3 protein-coding genes and 1 pseudogene are annotated in these 4928 nt (G+C 55.3%); 3 read left to right on the top strand and 1 reads right to left on the bottom strand.

Going from position 1 to position 4928, the window contains the following annotated elements; translation table 11 throughout:
• Positions 1–95: 95 nt before the first annotated feature.
• Positions 96–1307 (top strand): annotated as a pseudogene (locus G533_RS0119030) (transposase); the annotation flags it as partial.
• A 30-nt stretch (positions 1308–1337) separates the two neighbouring features.
• On the opposite strand, the gene G533_RS0119035 reads toward G533_RS0119030, so the two are convergent.
• A complete protein-coding gene (locus G533_RS0119035; protein WP_240472469.1) occupies positions 1338–1763 on the bottom strand; it encodes a TonB-dependent receptor plug domain-containing protein in 426 nt (141 codons plus the stop codon).
• A gap of 560 nt (positions 1764–2323) precedes the next feature.
• Here G533_RS0119035 and G533_RS0119040 point away from each other — a divergent pair.
• Together G533_RS0119040 and G533_RS24310 are read left to right on the top strand one after the other, a co-directional pair.
• Entirely contained in the window at positions 2324–4438 is a 2115-nt protein-coding gene (locus tag G533_RS0119040) for a TonB-dependent receptor family protein (protein WP_027951278.1), read from the top strand.
• Between the two features lie 280 nt (positions 4439–4718).
• Positions 4719–4928, top strand: a 210-nt coding sequence (locus G533_RS24310; RefSeq protein WP_027951279.1) for a DUF4158 domain-containing protein, incomplete at its 3' end; no start/stop codon positions are given.

Raw genomic sequence — 4928 nt, forward strand, 5'->3', positions numbered from 1 at the left:
GATTCAGAACCTATCATGCTGCTGAAACCGCCTTATATCATGCGCTTGGGGCGCTACCGGTACCGAAAGCCGCCCACAAATTTTTCTGACGAGGCGATGTTCTTAAGGAAGCCGACTTACGCATCGGGTTTAGCCAGCAGTTTCAAAGTGTGGCGGACCGACAAAGCCTGGATGAATCCAGTTTGCAGCGGCGCTTACTCGTTGCTTTGTACGGCATGGGGACAAATGCCGGCCTGAAGCGAGTTAGTGGATCCCGTCACGGGATTAGTTACAAAGAGCTGTTGAGCGTACGACGAAAATATATCCATAAATCCGCGCTGCAAAATGCTATTGGTCAGGTCGCCAATGCAATTTTCGCCGCAAGAAATCCGGCCATTTGGGGAGAAGGCACCACGTCATGTGCTTCCGATTCCAAAAAATTTGGCGCCTGGGATCAAAATTTGATGACTGAGTGGCACATCCGTTACGGCGGCCGTGGCGTGATGATTTACTGGCATGTGGAGAAGAATTCCACCTGCATCTACTCACAGCTGAAACGATGCTCATCGTCGGAAGTAGCTGCTATGATCGAAGGGGTCCTACGTCACTGCACGGATATGGAAATCGAACGACAGTATGTCGATAGCCATGGACAGAGTGAGGTTGCATTCGCCTTTTCTCATCTCCTGGGATTTGATCTGTTACCTCGCTTAAAGGCCATTGGAAAACAGAAGCTCTATCGTCCCGGCAATGACATGGCTGGTGACTACCCCAACCTGGAACCGGTTCTTACTCGCCCGATCAACTGGGATCTGATCATTCAGCAATACGATGAGATGATTAAGTATGCGGCGGCAATGAAAAAGGGGGCGGCAGACCCTGAGTCCATACTACGCCGGTTTACGCGTAATAATGTCCAACACCCCACTTACAGGGCGCTGGCAGAACTAGGAAAGGCGGTGAAAACGCTCTTCCTGTGCCGATATATTGGTTCAGAAGAACTCCGCCAGGAAATCAATGAAGGGCTGAATGTCGTTGAGAACTGGAACAGTGCCAATTCCTTTATCTTCTACGGAAAGGGAGGCGAAGTTGCTACCAACCGCCTGGAGGATCAGGAATTATCGGTTCTGTCGCTTCATTTACTACAAATCTGCATGGTCTATGTGAATACCTTGATGATCCAGCAGGTCTTGGACGAGCCCGATTGGCTCGGGCGGATGAAAAAAGAAGATTTCCGGGCCCTCTCCCCGCTCATCTACGCCCATATCAATCCCTACGGGATATTCGAACTGGACCTGGATGAAAGGCTGCCACTGAAGGTGGCCTAAAAGTTGGCAGTTATCGCAGCTATGCGGTCACTACCCCATATCGTAGAGGCTGGTGACCGCGGCGCCATTGCGCCCTTCATAGAGATCGTTCTTAAAGAAGGCGGCCGAAGGGTCGCCGCCCACGCCGAAGTCCTGGGTGCGAATACCACGCACACTGATGTCATCAATGTAACTGTTCTGGCTGTTGCCGCTAACACCGGGTGTGTAGGCCACCAAGTCCTTGACGTCGTCCAAATTGACTTCACTGATAAACTGGCCGGACAGGGCGGTGATGGCCAGCGGAACATCGAGTACGGATTCTGATCGCTTGGTGGCGGTGACGATCACCTCCTCAAGTGCCTGCGACCCGGCCGGATTGCTGATCGCGCAGGAGACCAACACTGTGGATAGCATGTTTGCTAATGGGCGGCGTTCCATTGTGATGGGGGGAGCCACTTTTCCTGGAAAACTACTCATGCAATATGATCTCTTTTGTTATGTATGGCTGTGCTGTGACATGCTTGGGACGAGAGTGTGCTAGCCATAATTAATTACTATCATAAGAATACCTGGCACCCAGACCATAACAACTTGAGATACTTGGGGAAATAACCCTTTGGTGGTAAGACCGTTGCGCCACGCCCCGTCAGCGGGCTCCGGAATGTACGGGCATCGGTCGGGGCCCGCCGGCTATCCCGTGGCGTAGACGCACTGAGTCGAAGAACGAGGCGCCCTCAGTCTGGGCGGAAGAGCCTCATCAGCGACGACTGAAAAGCCATTGGAGATGAAGCCCGGGGACGCGACCAACAACTTTCTTTGGGCAGCGTTGAACACCGCCGACTATTGTCAGAACTCCATCTACTCACGACTGAGGCAAAGACGGGCCATTGACCCCTCGTAGCGCGGAATGATGAATGGCTCCAGCGGTTTTTCGCCCCTCATTGCAAATGAGAATCCATTGCATTACCATCCATTTACTTTAATAACCGAACCGCGTTCCCGCGAGAGCGACGATGAGTTTAGAAGGGATATAGACTATGAAGCAGCAAATACTATCGCTTGCCGTGGCGGGTGTCGTAGCATCCACCGCGGTTGCCGAAACCGCCCTCGAGGAAATCACCATCATCGGCACCCGCGAGGCGGCGCGCACCCTGCCGGGTTCTGCCGCCCTGGTGGACAACGAACAGATCCGCATTGAGGCCGCGAATGACATCAACCAGTTACTGAAGACTGTTCCGGGTATCTATATCATGGAAGAGGACGGGTATGGTCTGCGCCCCAATATCGGAATCCGCGGTGCAACATCCGAACGTTCTTCCAAGGTCACCCTGATGGAAGACGGGGTGATGATCGCTCCGGCACCGTACTCCAATCCCGCGGCCTACTATTTCCCCACGATGGCGCGCATGGATGCCGTCGAGGTTCTGAAGGGCGCGCCCCTCTTGCGCTACGGCCCCCAGACCACCGGCGGGGTGATCAATATGGTTTCCACGCAGATTCCCGAATCAAACCGTGGTAGATTGAACTTCCGCTACGGCCAGAACGGCGAGGCGGACCTGCTGGCTAACTACGGCGGTCGCGCCGGCGACTTCGGCTTCTTGTTGGAAACCACCCAGCGGCGCAGCGATGGCTACAAGGATATCGATCGCAGCAGTCGCGACAGTGGTTACGAAATCAGCGACTACCTACTAAAGCTGGGCTGGGAGGGGGAGCGCCAGAGCCTGTTGTTTAAGGCCCAGCACTCCGAGGAAACTTCCAACGAGACCTACCTCGGTCTCACCGACACGGACTTTGATCGCGACCCAGACCGTCGCTATGGCCTGTCCAGCATCGACCAGATGGATAACGACCACCAGGGCTACAACCTGACCTACAGCCTGGTGCTGGGAGACAACGTCAAGATGTCATTGTTGGGCTACTACAACAAGTATGCCCGGGACTGGCTCAAGCTCGACGACGACAATTTCATTGACGATGCCAATGCCGGCGATTCGGTGGCCCAGGGGATTCTCGATGGCACCAGGGATGCCTTGGGTCTGGAATACAAGCACAATAACCGCGAATACGTGTCCCAGGGGCTCGATTTGAACTTCGACATCGATCTGGGCGCTCACCAGGTAGCCGCGGGCGTACGCCAGCACGAGGACGAGATGGATCGCTATCAACCCGTCGATATCTACAACCAGGTCGATGGTGAACTGGCCTTCGTGGAGAGCGTGGCCCCAACTGGTGGCAATAATCGTTTCGAGGAAGCGGACGCCACCAGCCTGTGGCTGGTCGATAACTGGCAGGTGAGCGAAACATTAGACGTGAACCTGGCGCTGCGCTACGAGAACGTCGATTCCAGTCGCAAGCAGTATGCCTCGCCGGATCGATCGGACAGTCCCAGGCAGCGCAGTAATAGCAGTGACGCGTGGCTACCCGGTGCTTCCTTCACCTACCAACTGGCTGACAACTGGCAACTGCTGGCCGGAGTGCATCGGGGCTTCTCCCCTCTGGGCGGCGGCGCCACCGAGAACCAGGAGCCCGAGGTCAGCGTCAACTGGGAGGTGGGCTTTCGCTACCAGGGCGATTGGTTTGTCGAGGCCATCGGCTTTTACAGTGACTTCGAGAACAGCACCGAGAATTGCTCCAACGCCAGCCCCTGCAGCAATGGGGCCAAGTCCGGCTCCTTTGTCACTGGCCAGGCTATCGTCCAGGGCCTGGAATTCCAACTGGGCACCGAACTGGAGGCCGGCAATCTGCGCGTCCCCCTGGACCTGATGTACACCTACACCCAGGCGGAAATCAGCAAGGACAATCCCACCGAGGGCTTCGAGGATGGCGACCAGTTGGCCTCGGTGCCGGAGAACACCTTCAGTCTGCGGGTGGGCTTGGAAACCGCCATGGGCTGGAACAACTATGTGGTGGCCAAGTACATCGACGAGATGTGCGTGAGCGTGGGCTGCAACAATGGCGATGATCGCTTCGGCCGGACCAGGGACCTGTTTGTGATCGACCTGATCAGCCGCTACGAGTTGACTCCCGAATCGGCGGTCTATCTCAAGGTGGAAAACGTGTTCGATGACCAGTCCATCGTCTCCCGCCAGCCCGACGGTGCCCGGCCCAACAAACCCCAGACCGCCTCTGTCGGGGTGGAGTGGCGTTTCTGATGCCTGACGTGAATCCGCTTAGCCCGGATGTTGCACGAGCATGGCGCTGAAGCCAACAGTTCTGCGTTGCCGGCCCCGTAGTACTCTTGGGTCGGCTTGTCTGTCTATTTGTTGAACGCTTCGCCGGGCTTGGGCTTTTTTCAGACACAGGGGTCCTAGGGATTTTGCCTCCAAATATTGCAAAAACCGCCGGAGGCCCCGCCATCCGTGGTCTGCAGGGGGCTATTAGTTTCTAATGCGCTGAGAAATTCGGTATCTTCTTCGACCTTTAGGTCAAAGAATGAGCAGAAACAAGCGGCTATCAATCCTCACTGCTGCCGAGGTCGAGGATCTATACGGCGTCCCATCCTTCAATGAGTCATACCAGCGATTCTACTTTACGCTGAATGACAAAGAACTAGCGGAGATATCGAGAATAAGGCAACGCAAATATCGTTGTGTGGCGATTGCTTTGCTGGGCTACTTCAAATGCAAACCGGTCCTGCTTAAC

Origin of the sequence: Haliea salexigens DSM 19537, assembly GCF_000423125.1 — a bacterium.
GTDB lineage: Bacteria > Pseudomonadota > Gammaproteobacteria > Pseudomonadales > Halieaceae > Haliea > Haliea salexigens.